Below are 14127 nucleotides of genomic sequence, written 5' to 3'. Positions count from 1 at the left end.
ATAGGCCTTCCAGAGTGTCAGCCGCCCCATGGCAAAACCCACCGACTTCGCCAAACGCTGGTTTACCGCCAAAGGCTGGAAGCCGTTTGCCTTTCAGAAAGAGGTATGGACGGCGGTCAAGCGCGGCCAATCGGGGTTGCTGCATGCCAGCACCGGCGCGGGTAAAACCTACGCACTGTGGTTCGCCGCCCTCAATCGCTTCGCCATGACTCGCCCGCCCGCTACAGGTAAACGCAAACCACCCGCTGAGCCGCTGACGCTACTGTGGATCACGCCTATGCGTGCCCTCGCAGCCGACACCGCTCGCGCCCTTGAAGCGCCTCTGGAAGGATTGCAGATTCCTTGGAGTGTCGGCCTGCGCACCGGTGACACCAGCAGCAGCGAGCGCGCGCGCCAGACCCGGCGTCAGCCCACCGCGTTGATCACCACACCGGAAAGCCTGACCCTGATGCTGGCGCGCGCTGACAGCGAAACGAGCCTTGCACACTTACGCATGGTGGTCGTAGACGAATGGCATGAACTGATCGGCAACAAGCGCGGCGTGCAGTTGCAACTGGCATTGGCGCGTTTGAGGCGTTGGCATCCCGGGCTGATGGTGTGGGGGATTTCCGCGACATTGGGCAATCAGTCCCACGCCCTGGAAGTCTTGGTCCCACACGGCGACGGGATAAATGTACAGGGGCAAACGGCTAAGCGTCTGGAAGTCGACACCTTGCTGCCGCCGCTCGCCGAACGGTTTCCCTGGGCTGGGCATATCGGCTTGAAAATGTTGCCCCAAGTGGTGGCGGAGGTGGACAGCAGCAACAGTTGCCTGGTGTTCACCAACACGCGGGCCCAGTCGGAAATCTGGTATCAGGCGTTGCTGGAAGCCCGTCCCGATTGGGCCGGGCTTATTGCCCTGCACCATGGTTCTCTGTCGCGTGAAACCCGCGACTGGGTGGAACGAGCGTTGAAAGACGGCCAACTCAAAGCCGTGGTGTGTACGTCAAGCCTGGACTTGGGGGTGGATTTCCTACCGGTGGAACGGGTGCTGCAGATCGGCTCGGCCAAAGGCGTGGCGCGCCTGATGCAACGCGCCGGGCGTTCGGGGCATGCACCCGGGCGACCCTCGCGGGTAACGCTGGTGCCGACCCACAGCCTGGAGCTGGTGGAAGCCGCAGCGGCCCAGGATGCGATTGCCCAGCGGCGCATTGAAGCGCGGGAATCGCCGCACAAGCCATTGGATGTGCTCGTACAGCACTTGGTCAGCATGGCGCTGGGCGGCGGCTTTACGCCCGATGCGTTACTGGCCGAGGTGCGCGGCGCCTGGGCTTATCGCGACCTGACAGACGAAGACTGGGCTTGGGCCCTGGGTTTTGTGCGCCACGGCGGTCTGTCGCTGACCGCCTATCCGGATTACCGCCGCGTGGAACCGGACGAGCACGGCGTCTGGCGTGTCCCGGATGCGCGGTTGGCACGGCGCCATAGGATGAGCGTGGGTACGATCGTCAGTGACGCGAGCATCCATCTGAAATTCTGGAGCAAGGGCGGTGGCGGCAAGAACCTGGGGAGTGTCGAGGAAGGCTTTATCGCGCGGCTCAAGCCCGGTGACGGTTTTCTGTTTGCCGGGCGTTTGCTGGAACTGGTGCGGGTGGAAGACATGACCGCCTATGTACGCCGCAGCACCGCGAAAAAAGCCGCTGTGCCACGCTGGAATGGTGGGCGCATGCCGCTTTCCAACGAGCTGGCCCAGGCCGTGGTGGAGCGCTTCGATGCCGCGGCTCACGGGCACTTTGAAGGCCCGGAGATGCAGGCGGTACGGCCTCTTTTGCAGACGCAGTTGCGCTGGTCCGGTCTGCCGACGCGCGAACATTTGCTGGCCGAAGCGCTGAAGTCGCGGGAGGGATGGCACCTGTTTCTCTATCCGTTCGCCGGGCGCCAGGTGCACCTGGGCCTGGCGAGTCTGCTGGCGTGGCGGGTGAGTCAACGGCAGGCGGTGACTTTTTCGATTGCCGTCAATGATTACGGACTGGAGCTGTTGAGCGCCACAGCAGTGGATTGGCCGATGCTATTGAATGACACGCTGTTGAGTCCTGAACATTTGCTCGAAGACGTGGTGGCCAGCCTGAATGCCGGGGAACTGGCCCTGCGCCGCTTTCGCGAAATCGCACGCATCGCCGGGCTGGTGTTTGCCGGTTATCCAGGGGCGCCTAAGAGTACGCGGCAGGTACAAGCATCCAGCGGCCTGTTCTTTGAGGTGTTCAAGCAATATGACCCACAGAACCTGCTGCTGACCCAGGCCGGGGAAGAAGTCCTGCGCGATGAACTGGATATTCGTCGGCTGGAAGCGACCTTGCGGCATCTTTCGGCGCTGAAACGGGACCTGCATCTGATCGAACGGCCTACGCCCCTGGCCTTTCCGTTGCTGGTGGAGCGGATGCGCGAAAGCATGAGTTCGGAAAAACTCTCGGAGCGCATCGCACGCATGGTCAAGGACCTGGAAAAAGTCGCGGATAACGGGAAGCGCTGATGGGGTGCACGGTGACGCTGGAGGGTGAGGAACTGTGGTTGCTGGCAGACAAGGCTGTCTACTGGCCCGCTCGCCAATGCTTGATGATTGCCGATGCGCATTTTGGCAAGGCCTCGGCATATCGCAGCCTGGGGCAACCGGTGCCGCAAGGTACTACGACCGAGAACTTGCAGCGCCTGGACCGGTTGCTATCGGCGCTGCCCTGTGCGCAGGTGATCTTTCTCGGGGACTTCCTGCACGGTCCGGGATCGCACTCCAGCGGCACGCTGGGTGCATTGAGAAACTGGCGAGCCCTCAAGCCTGACCTGCACATGACCTTGATTCGTGGCAATCACGATAAACGTGCGGGCGACCCACCCGAGGACTTGAGGATAGATATGGTCACGGAGCCGCTGCTGATGGGCCCTTTCGCCCTACAGCACGAACCAGATGCCCACCCCAGCCACCACGTGCTGGCGGGGCATGTGCATCCTGTGTATCGGTTACGCGGCAAAGGCCGGCAGAGCCTACGGCTGCCGTGCTTTATGATCGGTGTCCGAGTCAGCCTGCTGCCGGCGTTCGGCGCATTTACCGGGGGGCATGCGGTGGAACAGGACGATGACCGCCGAATCTACGTGATTGGCGATCATGAGGTCTGGCCGGTGGGCTAGGGCTCAGGCAACAGGCGCGGGTGGTGGCTCGTCCGGCAGGGTCGGCTCACCGGGCTCGGTGGGTTGCGGATAATCCGGCTCGGGTTGACCGGGGATGCCGCCCGCATAAGCAGGATCGGCCATCAGGGACCAGGCCAGAACGCCAATCTGATTGGGTTCAAGCCGGGCAAGTTCTGCACTGATTCGCGGGTCGATCTTCATAGGGTACTCCTCAAGCGTGGCTCGGCGCGTTTCACACGCGCCGAGGCAGTACACCTAGATAGAGTCACTTTATGCAGACTAATTCCCTTTACGCGTAGGAGCTTTCGATCAAGCGCGTGGGAGTGTGACGCCGCGCTGGCCCTGATACTTGCCTGCACGGTCTTTGTAGGACACTTCACAGGCCTCGTCGGACTGCAGGAACAGCATCTGTGCCACACCTTCATTGGCATAGATTTTCGCCGGCAGCGTGGTGGTGTTGGAGAACTCCAGGGTCACATGGCCTTCCCACTCCGGCTCGAGCGGCGTCACGTTGACGATGATGCCGCAACGCGCGTAGGTGCTTTTACCCAGGCAGATGGTCAGCACATCGCGGGGAATGCGGAAGAATTCCACGGTGCGCGCCAGGGCGAAGGAGTTCGGCGGGATGATGCACACGTCGCTCTTGACGTCGACGAAGCTCTTTTCGTCGAAGTTCTTTGGATCGACGATCGCCGAATTGATGTTGGTGAACACCTTGAACTCATCGGCGCAGCGCACATCGTAGCCGTAGCTGGAAACGCCGTAGGAGATCACCGGGGCATCGCCTTGGCCACGGATCTGGCGCTCGACGAACGGTTCGATCATGCCGTGTTCCTGCGCCATGCGGCGAATCCACTTGTCCGATTTGATGCTCATGGCGGGTGTCCTGAATAGCGAGGTGGAAAAATTCTGTGGGGCATCTTACCGGGGCCGGCGTTGGGGTTCAAAGGCCACAAGGCTTTTCTTGACGAATGTGCCTGCTCCTATAAGCCACAGCCAGCGGGGCCGGGACCCGTATTGCCATGCACGGGGAGCGGAAATACCACCGCCAGTCACGAAAATGGAGAAACCTTCGGAAATATCATTGGCACGTCCCGGAAAAAGGGTTAAGGTGGCGCCACTGTGCTGCTTGTGTCACTGAGAATCTCTACACGATATGTTGAATTTCGATCCAACCATCTCCAAGAATTTTTCCTGCTCTTTGCACTCAGTCTCGGCCAGGGCTTTTCCTGAGTCGCAGTTAACTTTGTCCAAGGAGATACACCATGTCTAATCGCCAAACTGGTACCGTTAAGTGGTTCAACGATGAAAAAGGCTTCGGCTTCATCACTCCACAATCCGGTGACGACCTGTTCGTTCACTTCAAAGCTATCCAATCCGACGGCTTCAAAAGCCTGAAAGAAGGCCAACAGGTTTCTTTCATCGCTACCCGCGGTCAGAAAGGCATGCAAGCTGAAGAAGTTCAAGTTATCTAACTTGTACTGACTTAGTCGAAAAGACCCTGCCCTTAAAAGCGGGGTTTTTTTATGCCTGTTATTTGGTGCTACCAGCAAGGTAGGGGCCAGCCAGGTACAAAAAAATGTGGGAGCGGGCTTGCTCGCGAATGCGGTGCATCAGTTGACAGAAGTACTGACTGATCCACCGCTTTCGCGAGCAAGCCCGCTCCCACATGGGGTCCTGCAGCGCTTATTGAAACAACGACTCACTCGACAAGCCATTCTTCTCGAGGATCTCGCGCAAGCGCTTGAGCCCCTCCACCTGGATCTGCCGCACCCGTTCACGAGTCAGGCCGATCTCCAAGCCTACGTCCTCCAGGGTGCTGCTCTCGTGACCACGCAGGCCGAAGCGGCGAATCACCACCTCACGCTGCTTGTCCGTGAGCTCCGATAACCACTGGTCAATGCTTTGGGAAAGATCATCGTCCTGCAACAGCTCGCAAGGATCTGTGGGACGATCATCCGTCAGGGTGTCCAACAGGGTTTTATCCGAATCCGGACCCAGCGAGACATCAACCGAAGACACACGCTCATTGAGACCCAGCATACGCTTGACCTCTCCTACCGGCTTCTCCAGCAGGTTGGCGATTTCTTCGGGCGAAGGTTCATGATCGAGTTTCTGGGTAAGCTCACGCGCTGCCCGCAGGTAGACGTTGAGCTCCTTGACCACATGGATCGGCAACCGGATCGTGCGAGTCTGATTCATGATCGCCCGTTCGATGGTCTGACGAATCCACCAGGTGGCATAGGTCGAAAAGCGGAAGCCCCGCTCAGGATCGAACTTCTCCACAGCCCGGATCAAGCCCAGGTTGCCCTCCTCGATCAGGTCCAACAGGGACAGCCCACGATTGACGTAGCGTCGGGCGATTTTCACCACCAATCGCAGGTTGCTTTCAATCATGCGCTTGCGCCCGGCCGGATCGCCCTTTTGCGACAAGCGCGCAAAGTGAACTTCTTCTTCGGGGGTCAGCAGAGGGGAAAAGCCGATTTCATTGAGATACAGCTGGGTCGCATCGAGCGCCCGTGTGTAGTCAATGTACTTGTGTTGCTTTAATGCGGTGGAGTTCTTGGATTTGGTGCGAACTGAAGGTACAGCAGGTCCCTCATTCGACATCGATTCCGTAGCGATACCGGTCTCCATAAGGAGAACCTCATCGTCGATGTCAAACTCCGGCGCTTCTTTACTGAGAGCCATTGTTATAGTCCTTTGGTGAGTTCGACCTCAAGCTCAAGCGGCGCCTTTATCCTTGGCAACGCTGGAGCCTGTTCCTTCTACGTGAGGAACAGGCTGTGCAACACATCAACGACGGGGTAGGAATTGCAACGGATCTACAGGCTTACCCTGGCGGCGAATCTCAAAGTGCAGTTTCACCCGGTCCGTACCCGTTGACCCCATTTCGGCAATTGTCTGTCCGACCTTGACCTGCTGCCCCTCCCGAACCAACAGCCTACGGTTGTGGCCGTAAGCACTGACGTAGGTATCGCTGTGTTTGATGATGACCAGCTCGCCGTAGCCCCGTAAACCACTCCCGGCGTACACCACTGTCCCATCAGACGCAGCTAAAACAGGCTGTCCCAAATCCCCGGCGATATCAATGCCTTTATTCAAACTACCGTTTGAAGAGAATTTTCCAATCAACACTCCATTTGAGGGCCATCCCCAACCAGTCGGCGCGGGCCCGGCAGGCGGCAACGGCGCGGGTGCAGGCTTGGCCGCAGGCGCCGGTGTGACGCTGCCTGCAGGCCGGGTGATAAGGGTGGTTTTGCTCGAAGACGACGGCGAAGATCCGGTGTTTGTCACAACTGCCGTAGGGGTTGAACCGGTACGGCCGTCGAAGCGAATCGTCTGACCCGGATGTATCGTGTAGGGCACGGGAATATTGTTACGAGCTGCAAGCGCCTTGTAATCCCAGCCATACCGGAAGGCAATCGAAAACAGGGTGTCCCCCTTTCGTACCACATATTGTCCCGTGGTCACCGTCGGTTTTTGCGGGGCAGCATTATTACGGTCAACCACCCGGGCGCCGCTGCTTGGCGAGCTGGAGCATCCTACCAACACGGAACTGAAGACGAGGCCAAGCACCAGTCGATGAAAGCTTGATTTACTCATACGCTGCGCAAGACCTGTGAGACTCACCCGCCGCTCCCTTTGTGGTGGCTGAACATAGATGCCTGTATCAGGCTTGAAATATGACGCAAGTATAACTGGGCGTTGGTTTTTTACCGGCACACGACTGAAACGAAACATTCAGTGCGTTTAATACCGACGCCCGATCATGTTGATTCGATAGACCCCGCCGTAAGACACATCACCGCCAACAGAATTCACTGCGTGCGAACAAATGATCAGGCCAGCGGGCCATTGAGCAATGGCACGAAGCGCACCGCGCCCAGTACATGCCGGGAAAAGCCTTCTTCCTCACGGATAATGAGCATCAATTGTTGCACTTCGCCGGAGCCCACCGGGATGACCAGCCGCCCGCCCGGAGCGAGTTGATCGAGCAACGCCTGGGGCACATCGGTCGCCACGGCGGTCACGATGATGCCGTTGTACGGCGCCAGCGCCGGCCAGCCTTCCCAGCCATCCCCCCAACGGAACACCACGTTGCGCAGGTTCAACTCTACCAGGCGTTCCTTGGCGCGGTCTTGCAGCACCTTGATGCGCTCGACCGAGAACACCCGCTCCACCAGCTGCGCCAGCACGGCGGTCTGGTAGCCGGAACCAGTGCCGATTTCCAGCACCTTGTCCAAAGGCCCTGCCGCCAGCAGCAGCTCGCTCATGCGCGCCACCATGTACGGCTGGGAGATAGTCTGGTTGTGGCCGATAGGCAGCGCGGTGTCTTCATAGGCACGGTGCGCCAGGGCCTCATCGACAAACAGATGCCGAGGCGTGCGCCGGATCACTTCCAATACCTGGGCGTTGGACAAGCCCTCTTCGTACAAGCGCTGGATCAAGCGTTCGCGGGTACGCTGGGACGTCATCCCAATCCCACGGCGCAACAAATCGTCTTGTTCACGGCCCATCAGCGCAGCCCCTCCAGCCAGCCATCGAGACCACTGAAGGCATCACTGAAGGTGCGATCGAATTGCAACGGAGTAATCGACACATAGCCTTGCATCACTGCATGAAAGTCCGTGCCCTCCCCGCCATCTTCGGCATCACCCGCGGCGGCAATCCAATAACCTTCCTTGCCACGCGGGTCGACCACCTTCAACGGTGGCGCCGCACGGGCACGATGGCCCAGGCGTGTCAGCTGGATGCCGCGAATATGGTCGAGGGGCAAGTTGGGAATATTGACGTTGAGCACCGTGCGCGGTGGCAGGTTCAGGGAGCCATGGGCTTGCACCAGCTTGCGCGCGAAGTACGCAGCGGTCGGCAAGTTATCCAGTTGCCGCGAAGCAAACGAAAAGGCGAACGCCGTACGCCCCAGGAAGCGCCCTTCGAGCGCCGCCGCCACGGTGCCGGAATACAGCACGTCATCGCCCAGGTTGGCACCGAGGTTGATGCCCGACACCACCAGGTCCGGCTCTCGATCCAGCAAGCTATTGATCGCCAGGTGGACGCAGTCAGTGGGGGTGCCGTTCACGCTGATAAAGCCGTTGGCGAGCACGTGCGGATGCAGCGGACGGTCGAGCGTCAGCGAACTGCTGGCGCCGCTCTTGTCCTGGTCGGGGGCAACCACCACGCACTCGGCGTAATCTTCCAGCGCAGCATAGAGCGCGGCAAGGCCAGGTGCGGTGGCACCGTCATCGTTTGATATCAGAATACGCATGGGTTGTCCGTCTGCCCCACCGGCACCAGATCAACAAGCTCGCGCACCAAGACAGTGGCGAAGCATCCGGCCGGCAGGACGAATTCCAATTGCAGAATGTCCAGCGAGGGATAATGCCACGTCAAACCGCCAATGGGCAGTCGCAGAATACGACGTTCCTGGCTCATGCCGGCATTCACCAGCCAATCACGCAGGTCGGCTTCCTGGGCGGCAATCGCCTGTTCAAGCTCAAAGGTTGCACCACTGGCCGGCGAATCGCCTTCGCCCCACTGCGGCCCGGTCGGGTGCAGGTCCAGGATCGCCAGGCGCGGGTCGTTGCATTCCGCCTCCCCCGCCGGGAAAAAACTGCGGCTATCGGTAAAGGCCAGCAAGTCGCCGACCTGGGCACGCTGCCACGAGCCATCAGCCACACGCGCCGCCAACACTTTGTTAAACAAAAAACTGCGCGCGGTGGAAAGCAACCTCGATCGCACGTTGCGCTGCTCCGGCAAGGCCTTGCGCGCGGCCCATTCACGGGCGTCCACCACGTTGCCGCCATTGTGGCCAAAACGCTGAGCGCCGAAGTAGTTCGGAATGCCATGTTGTGCAATCAGTTGCAACCGCGCATCGATGGCAGCGGTATCGCCGGCCAACTGCGTCAGGCGCAAAGTAAAACCGTTGGCTGAGTGCGCGCCCCGCTGCAGCTTGCGCTTGTGGCGGGCGGTCTTGAGGATCTTGAGCGTGTCGTTCTGCGCCGCACTCATGTCCGGATCGGCCTTGCCGGGCAGTTGCACGCTGAACCATTGGCGAGTCAACGCCTGGCGGTCCTTGAGGCCGGCATAGCTGACCGTGCGCAACGGCACGCCGGCCGCCTTGGCGATCCGCCGCGCGGCCTCCTCGGTGTTAAGACCGCGTTTTTCCACCCACAACCACAGGTGCTCACCTTCGCCGGTCAGTGGAATATCCAGCACCTCGTCGACCTGGAAGTCTTCGGCCGTTGCCTTCAGTACCGCGCTGCCCAAGGCCTCGCCATAGGCCCGTGGCCCCAACAGTTGCAAGTCATTCATGCGCGCAGCAACAAGGCAACGGAATGCACGGCGATGCCCTCTTCACGACCGGTGAAGCCGAGCTTTTCGGTGGTGGTGGCTTTCACGTTCACTTGATCCAGTTCAATTTGAAGATCCGCGGCAATCAAGGCACGCATCGATTCAATATGGGGGGCCATCTTCGGCGCCTGGGCCACGATGGTGTTGTCGACATTGCCGACCTTCCAGCCTTTGGCATGGATCAGGCCGACCACATGGCGCAGCAGTACACGACTGTCGGCGCCCTTGAAGGTCGGGTCGGTGTCCGGAAAGTGCTTGCCGATATCGCCCAACGCAGCCGCGCCGAGCAAAGCATCGCTCAAGGCATGCAACACAACGTCGCCGTCGGAATGAGCCAGCAACCCGTGGTGGTGTGCAATGCGCACGCCGCCCAGGGTGATGAAATCGCCTTCAGCGAAACGGTGCACATCGTAGCCGTGGCCAATACGCATAAAAAAACGCCCCGATTTAATTCAGGGCGTGATTCTACCTACTTTTGCCTCACATTAACCGAGCAAAGCACGGCCATGGTGTCGCAAATGATCTTCGATGAAGCTGGCGATAAAGAAGTAGCTGTGGTCGTAGCCGGGTTGCAGGCGCATTTCCAGCGGATGGTTGGCCGCCTTGGCCGCTTGCTGCAAGGCTTCAGGCTTGAGTTGCACGGCGAGGAAATCGTCGCGGTCGCCTTGGTCCACCAGCAACGGCAGCTTTTCCGTGGCTTCGCTGATCAGCACGCAGGCGTCCCATTCGCGCCACTTAGAGCGCTCTTCGCCCAGGTAGCGGGAGAACGCTTTCTGCCCCCACGGGCAATCCATCGGGTTGTTGATCGGCGAAAAGGCCGACACCGACAGGTAACGCCCCGGGTTGCGCAATGCACACACCAGCGCCCCGTGGCCGCCCATGGAGTGACCACTGATGCCGCGCTTGTCCGATGCTGGGAAATGCGCTTCAACCAATGCAGGTAATTCCTGCACCACGTAGTCATGCATCCGATAGTGCTTGGCCCAGGGTTCCTGGGTGGCGTTCAGGTAGAAGCCGGCGCCGAGGCCAAAATCCCAGGCGTTGTCCGGGTCGCCCGGCACACCCGGTCCGCGCGGGCTGGTGTCCGGCGCGACGATAATCAACCCAAGCTCGGCAGCCATGCGCTGGGCACCGGCCTTCTGCATGAAGTTCTCGTCCGTGCAGGTGAGGCCGGACAGCCAGTACAGCACCGGCAATTTGCCGCCCTCCTCCGCTTGCGGCGGCAGGTAGACGGCGAAGGTCATGTCGCAACCGAGTACGTGGGAGCTGTGCTTATAGCGTTTGTGCCAGCCACCAAAACTCTTCTGGCACGAGATATTTTCCAGGGACATGGGGATGCTCCCAGCTGCAAGTTTCAAGCCTCAAGCGGCAAGTCAGGCGTACACCCCACTTGCAGCTTGCAGCTCGTAGCTTGCCGCTGCTTCAAAAATGAATGACGGTACGAATACTCTTGCCTTCATGCATCAGGTCAAACGCTTTGTTGATGTCTTCCAGGCCCATGGTGTGGGTAATGAAGGTATCCAACGGGATCTCGCCGGCCTGAGCCATTTCTACGTAGCTTGGCAACTCGCTGCGGCCGCGCACGCCACCGAAGGCCGACCCGCGCCAGACGCGCCCGGTCACCAGTTGGAACGGACGGGTGGCGATTTCCTGGCCGGCACCGGCGACGCCGATGATCACCGACTCGCCCCAACCTTTATGGCAGCACTCAAGGGCGGCGCGCATCAGTTGCACGTTGCCGATGCATTCGAAGGAGAAGTCCACGCCACCGTCGGTGAGGTCGACGATCACGTCCTGGATCGGCCGATCGTAGTCTTTCGGGTTGATGCAGTCGGTGGCGCCCAGTTGCTTGGCAATTTCGAACTTGGCCGGGTTGATATCGATGGCAATGATGCGGCCAGCCTTGGCCTTGACCGCGCCAATCACCGCCGACAGGCCGATACCGCCGAGGCCGAAGATGGCCACGGTGTCGCCTGGCTTGACCTTGGCGGTGTTGATCACCGCACCGATGCCGGTGGTGACGCCACAGCCGAGCAGGCAGACTTTTTCCAACGGCGCCTCTTTAGGAATCTTGGCCACCGAAATTTCCGGCAGCACGGTGTACTCGGAGAAGGTCGAGGTGCCCATGTAGTGGAAAATCGGCTGGCCTTTGTAGGAGAAACGCGTGGTGCCGTCTGGCATCAGGCCTTTGCCCTGAGTGGAGCGGATGGCCTGGCACAGGTTGGTCTTGCCCGACAGGCAGAACTTGCACTTGCCGCATTCCGGGGTGTACAGCGGGATCACATGGTCGCCAACCGCTACCGACGTCACGCCCTCGCCAATCGCCTCAACCACGGCACCGCCTTCGTGACCGAGGATAGACGGGAAGATACCTTCCGGGTCGGCGCCCGACAGGGTGTAGGCATCGGTATGGCACACGCCGGAAGCGACCACGCGCAACAGCACCTCGCCAGCCTTGGGCATAGCGACATCCACTTCAACGATCTCAAGGGGCTTCTTGGCTTCGAAGGCGACGGCGGCGCGGGACTTTATCATCCGGGTTTCTCCAGGCGGTTAAAAATTGAGACGGTGAGTGTAAAACACGACCGACTGATGAATAATCCGGGTAAAAGCAAAACTTTATTGCTGTACAGGGATAATCACAATGTTGGAAAACCGCTGGGAAGGCATCGATGAATTCGTCGCTGTCGCCGAATGCAACCAGTTCACGGCAGCGGCGGAGCGCCTGGGGGTGTCGTCTTCGCATATCAGCCGGCAGGTGGCGTGCCTGGAGGAACGCCTGCAAACGCGGCTGCTGTATCGCAGTACGCGCAAAGTGACCCTGACCGAAGCAGGCCAGACCTTCCTGCAACATTGCCAGCGCCTGCAGGACGGTCGCGAAGAAGCCCTGCGCGCGGTGGGCGACCTCACCAGCGAGCCCAAGGGCATGTTGCGCATGACCTGCGCCGTGGCTTATGGCGAGCGCTTTATCGTGCCGCTGGTCACGCGGTTCATGGGGCTCTATCCGCAATTGCGGGTGGATATCGAGCTGAGCAACCGTCAGTTGGACCTGGTGCACGAAGGCCTCGACTTGGCGATCCGCCTGGGGCGCTTGCAGGATTCGCGCATGGTGGCAAGCCGACTGGCGCCTAGGCGCATGTACTTGTGCGCGTCGCCGTCCTACCTGGCGCGATATGGACGGCCCCATAGCTTGTCGGAATTGAGTCGGCATAACTGCTTGATTGGCAGTTCTGATATCTGGCAACTGGCCCAGGACGGGCGGGAATTTTCCCAACGTGTGCAGGGAAACTGGCGCTGTAACAGTGGGCAGGCGGTGCTGGATGCGACGCTGCAGGGCGTGGGGTTATGCCAGTTGCCGGACTATTACGTGCTGGAACACCTGCACAGTGGCGCATTGGTGTCTTTGCTGGAGGCGCATCAACCGCCGAATACGGCAGTGTGGGCGCTCTATCCACAGCAGCGGCATTTGTCGCCGAAGGTCAGGAAGTTGGTGGATTTCTTGAAAACCGGGCTGGCTGAAAGACCCGAGTATGGTGAGGCTTAACGCCGATTGGCCCACCGCGACCGCAACCACTCCAGGTCTTCCGGCCGGGTCACCTTGATATTGTCCGAGCGTCCTTCGATCAGGCGCGGCGCCTGACCGGACCACTCCATGGCCGACGCTTCGTCGGTGATGACGGCATCCGCTACCAGGCTGTCGGCCAACGCGCGATGCAAGGCACCCAGGCGGAACATCTGTGGTGTGTAGGCTTGCCAGATCAGGCTACGGTCGACGGTCTCGACCACGCGCCCCTGCTTGTCGATGCGCTTGAGCGTGTCACGGGCCGGAACGGCCAGCAGGCCGCCGACCGGGTCGTCCGCCAGCTCAGCCAGTAGCTTGTCGAGGTCATCACGACTCAGGTTCGGCCGCGCCGCATCGTGTACCAGTACCCAGTCCTCATCGCCGGCGCCCAGGGCATTCAGGTGCAACAGTGCATTGAGTACCGAGCCCGAACGCTCAGAACCGCCGTCCGCACGCTGGATACGAGGGTCAGCCGCACACGCCAAGGTGGGCCAATAAGGATCATCGGAAGCCAGACTGACCACCAAGCCCTTGAGCGATGGATGATCGAGAAAACAGCCAAGGCTGTGTTCGAGAATAGTGCGCCCGCCCAGTTGCAGGTATTGCTTGGGACGGTCCGCGGCCATGCGGGCACCGACGCCCGCGGCAGGAATCACGGCCCAGAAGGCCGGCAAACCGTGGTTCATTGGGCCAACTGGTAGAGGGTTTCGCCCTCCTTGACCATGCCCAGTTCATGACGTGCCCGCTCTTCAACGGTCTCCGTACCTTTTTTCAGCTCAAGCACTTCGGCATCGAGGACGCGGTTGCGCTCCAGCAAGATCTCGTTTTCGGCGTGCTGTGCAGCAATTTGCTCGGTCAGGTCTTTTACCTGCGCAAAACTGCCATTACCCACCCATAGGCGGTACTGCAGGCCAGCCAGCAACAAGAGCAAGACGAGGAACAACCAATTGGGACTGCGCATCGAATATCGGGTATCCAGTGAAAAAAGACAGCCATGCAAAACTTTTGAAGCAACTGATAGCACGAAGCCTGGAAGACCCAGGCTTGTGCTT

16 protein-coding genes are annotated in these 14127 nt (G+C 60.0%); 4 read left to right on the top strand and 12 right to left on the bottom strand.

Annotated features, from left to right (window positions below; all coding sequences use genetic code 11):
* Positions 1–28: 28 nt before the first annotated feature.
* Together LVW35_RS06325 and pdeM are read left to right on the top strand one after the other, a co-directional pair.
* Complete coding sequence (locus tag LVW35_RS06325) at positions 29–2509, top strand: ligase-associated DNA damage response DEXH box helicase (protein WP_233894287.1); 2481 nt, start codon at positions 29–31, stop codon at positions 2507–2509.
* Complete coding sequence (gene pdeM / locus LVW35_RS06320; RefSeq protein ID WP_233894286.1) at positions 2509–3159, top strand: ligase-associated DNA damage response endonuclease PdeM; 651 nt, start codon at positions 2509–2511, stop codon at positions 3157–3159. Before LVW35_RS06325 ends, pdeM begins: the two co-directional genes overlap by 1 nt.
* A 3-nt stretch (positions 3160–3162) precedes the next feature.
* Here the strand turns inward: pdeM and LVW35_RS06315 are convergent, their stop codons facing one another.
* Both LVW35_RS06315 and dcd read right to left on the bottom strand, forming a co-directional pair.
* Positions 3163–3360 carry a hypothetical protein gene (locus LVW35_RS06315; RefSeq protein ID WP_010212420.1) on the bottom strand — a complete coding sequence of 66 codons (198 nt, stop codon included), beginning with the start codon at positions 3358–3360 and terminating at the stop codon, positions 3163–3165.
* A 108-nt stretch (positions 3361–3468) separates the two neighbouring features.
* Positions 3469–4035, bottom strand: coding sequence for a dCTP deaminase (gene dcd / locus LVW35_RS06310; protein WP_010212421.1), 567 nt, complete (start codon positions 4033–4035; stop codon positions 3469–3471).
* Between the two features lie 389 nt (positions 4036–4424).
* Here dcd and LVW35_RS06305 point away from each other — a divergent pair, with 389 nt between their 5' ends.
* Positions 4425–4634: a cold-shock protein gene (locus LVW35_RS06305; RefSeq protein WP_002554837.1), complete on the top strand. Its 210-nt coding sequence runs from the start codon at positions 4425–4427 to the stop codon at positions 4632–4634.
* Positions 4635–4845: 211 nt separating this feature from the next.
* Here LVW35_RS06305 and rpoS read toward each other — a convergent pair whose 3' ends face one another.
* The 8 genes from rpoS to LVW35_RS06265 form a co-directional block, all read right to left on the bottom strand.
* Positions 4846–5850, bottom strand: coding sequence for an RNA polymerase sigma factor RpoS (rpoS, locus tag LVW35_RS06300; protein ID WP_025855149.1), 1005 nt, complete (start codon positions 5848–5850; stop codon positions 4846–4848).
* 105 nt (positions 5851–5955) lie between these two features.
* The gene (locus tag LVW35_RS06295; protein ID WP_233896418.1) at positions 5956–6792 is read right to left on the bottom strand and encodes a peptidoglycan DD-metalloendopeptidase family protein; all 837 of its coding nucleotides are present in this window, start codon (positions 6790–6792) and stop codon (positions 5956–5958) included.
* 209 nt (positions 6793–7001) lie between these two features.
* Positions 7002–7637 (bottom strand): protein-L-isoaspartate(D-aspartate) O-methyltransferase, encoded by a 636-nt coding sequence (locus LVW35_RS06290; protein WP_010212427.1) that lies wholly within the window; start codon positions 7635–7637, stop codon positions 7002–7004.
* Positions 7638–7678: 41 nt separating this feature from the next.
* A complete protein-coding gene (gene surE / locus LVW35_RS06285) occupies positions 7679–8428 on the bottom strand; it encodes a 5'/3'-nucleotidase SurE (protein WP_233894285.1) in 750 nt (249 codons plus the stop codon).
* On the bottom strand, positions 8416–9474 hold the full coding sequence (truD, locus tag LVW35_RS06280) for a tRNA pseudouridine(13) synthase TruD (RefSeq protein WP_233894284.1): 1059 nt from the start codon (positions 9472–9474) through the stop codon (positions 8416–8418). The genes surE and truD overlap by 13 nt, the downstream gene beginning before the upstream one ends.
* On the bottom strand, positions 9471–9944 hold the full coding sequence (gene ispF, locus LVW35_RS06275; protein ID WP_012722614.1) for a 2-C-methyl-D-erythritol 2,4-cyclodiphosphate synthase: 474 nt from the start codon (positions 9942–9944) through the stop codon (positions 9471–9473). Before ispF ends, truD begins: the two co-directional genes overlap by 4 nt.
* A 54-nt stretch (positions 9945–9998) precedes the next feature.
* A complete protein-coding gene (gene fghA / locus LVW35_RS06270) occupies positions 9999–10850 on the bottom strand; it encodes an S-formylglutathione hydrolase (protein WP_233896417.1) in 852 nt (283 codons plus the stop codon).
* Positions 10851–10935: 85 nt separating this feature from the next.
* On the bottom strand, positions 10936–12048 hold the full coding sequence (locus tag LVW35_RS06265) for an S-(hydroxymethyl)glutathione dehydrogenase/class III alcohol dehydrogenase (protein WP_233894283.1): 1113 nt from the start codon (positions 12046–12048) through the stop codon (positions 10936–10938).
* A 109-nt stretch (positions 12049–12157) separates the two neighbouring features.
* Between LVW35_RS06265 and LVW35_RS06260 the strand changes: the two genes are divergently transcribed.
* Complete coding sequence (locus LVW35_RS06260; protein ID WP_233894282.1) at positions 12158–13057, top strand: LysR substrate-binding domain-containing protein; 900 nt, start codon at positions 12158–12160, stop codon at positions 13055–13057.
* Here LVW35_RS06260 and ispD read toward each other — a convergent pair.
* Positions 13054–13761: a 2-C-methyl-D-erythritol 4-phosphate cytidylyltransferase gene (ispD, locus tag LVW35_RS06255; RefSeq protein WP_233894281.1), complete on the bottom strand. Its 708-nt coding sequence runs from the start codon at positions 13759–13761 to the stop codon at positions 13054–13056. The genes LVW35_RS06260 and ispD overlap by 4 nt on opposite strands.
* Positions 13758–14036, bottom strand: a complete 279-nt coding sequence (ftsB, locus tag LVW35_RS06250; protein WP_003231201.1) for a cell division protein FtsB — start codon at positions 14034–14036, stop codon at positions 13758–13760. Before ftsB ends, ispD begins: the two co-directional genes overlap by 4 nt.
* Between the last annotated feature and the right edge of the window lie 91 nt (positions 14037–14127).

It is taken from the genome of Pseudomonas sp. HN11 (assembly GCF_021390155.1).
GTDB lineage: Bacteria > Pseudomonadota > Gammaproteobacteria > Pseudomonadales > Pseudomonadaceae > Aquipseudomonas.
Note: the sequence above shows the minus strand (reverse complement) of the source record. Positions and strands in the feature narration are given on the sequence as shown.

Coding starts and splice junctions, on each gene's coding strand:
- LVW35_RS06325 (WP_233894287.1), top strand. CDS start 29: ATGGCAAAACCCACCGACTTCGCCAAACGCTGGTTTACCGCCAAAGGC.
- pdeM (WP_233894286.1), top strand. CDS start 2,509: ATGGGGTGCACGGTGACGCTGGAGGGTGAGGAACTGTGGTTGCTGGCA.
- LVW35_RS06315 (WP_010212420.1), bottom strand. CDS start 3,360: ATGAAGATCGACCCGCGAATCAGTGCAGAACTTGCCCGGCTTGAACCC.
- dcd (WP_010212421.1), bottom strand. CDS start 4,035: ATGAGCATCAAATCGGACAAGTGGATTCGCCGCATGGCGCAGGAACAC.
- LVW35_RS06305 (WP_002554837.1), top strand. CDS start 4,425: ATGTCTAATCGCCAAACTGGTACCGTTAAGTGGTTCAACGATGAAAAA.
- rpoS (WP_025855149.1), bottom strand. CDS start 5,850: ATGGCTCTCAGTAAAGAAGCGCCGGAGTTTGACATCGACGATGAGGTT.
- LVW35_RS06290 (WP_010212427.1), bottom strand. CDS start 7,637: ATGACGTCCCAGCGTACCCGCGAACGCTTGATCCAGCGCTTGTACGAA.
- surE (WP_233894285.1), bottom strand. CDS start 8,428: ATGCGTATTCTGATATCAAACGATGACGGTGCCACCGCACCTGGCCTT.
- truD (WP_233894284.1), bottom strand. CDS start 9,474: ATGAATGACTTGCAACTGTTGGGGCCACGGGCCTATGGCGAGGCCTTG.
- ispF (WP_012722614.1), bottom strand. CDS start 9,944: ATGCGTATTGGCCACGGCTACGATGTGCACCGTTTCGCTGAAGGCGAT.
- LVW35_RS06265 (WP_233894283.1), bottom strand. CDS start 12,048: ATGATAAAGTCCCGCGCCGCCGTCGCCTTCGAAGCCAAGAAGCCCCTT.
- LVW35_RS06260 (WP_233894282.1), top strand. CDS start 12,158: ATGTTGGAAAACCGCTGGGAAGGCATCGATGAATTCGTCGCTGTCGCC.
- ispD (WP_233894281.1), bottom strand. CDS start 13,761: ATGAACCACGGTTTGCCGGCCTTCTGGGCCGTGATTCCTGCCGCGGGC.
- ftsB (WP_003231201.1), bottom strand. CDS start 14,036: ATGCGCAGTCCCAATTGGTTGTTCCTCGTCTTGCTCTTGTTGCTGGCT.